The 560-nt window shown below is 47.5% G+C and carries 1 protein-coding gene; it reads right to left on the reverse strand.

Annotated features, from left to right (window positions below; genetic code table 11):
- On the reverse strand, positions 1-560 hold a 560-nt coding region (locus tag A3761_RS27325), incomplete at both ends, for a hypothetical protein (protein ID WP_197472938.1).

Below are 560 nucleotides of genomic sequence, written 5' to 3' on the forward strand. Positions count from 1 at the left end.
ACTGCTGGCGATTTCTCAGCAGGTTTCATGCTCTCGGCCTGACCTGCTTGCTCAGTCTTTGGCATCGCTGCAATTTGCTCAGTACTTTCCTTAGCTTCAGCCATAGCGTCTTTTGCGGCTACCGTCTGATCAGAAGCCTCAGCAGCATTTTCAGCAACTGCGTCAGGCATTGCCATCAGCTTATCAGCCTCAGATAGCTCCTCAGTTTCCTGCGCAGCCTTCGCTTCCGCTAGCTCATTGACTCGCATTTGCGTCTGAATATTTGCTAGCTGATCATTCTTTAATGTAAGGAGTCTTTGCAAGGTTTGTAGCTGTTCTTCTAAGTCAGAAACACGACTATTTAACTCTTTATTCTCGATACTCGCTTTATCCAATTTTTCTAGCGTAATCGCTAGCTTCGGATCAGTCTCTTTACCGTTACTGCCGCCTGTTGCAGAGCTACCAGAGTTAGCACTGCTAGCACCGTCGTTTGTCTTTTCAGCAACAACAAGCTTGAGTTCATCACCAGCCCGCTTAACTGCTGGCTGATTAACGTCAGTTTTCGGTGCTTGGCTTGAAGC

This window comes from Oleiphilus sp. HI0123, assembly GCF_001635315.1.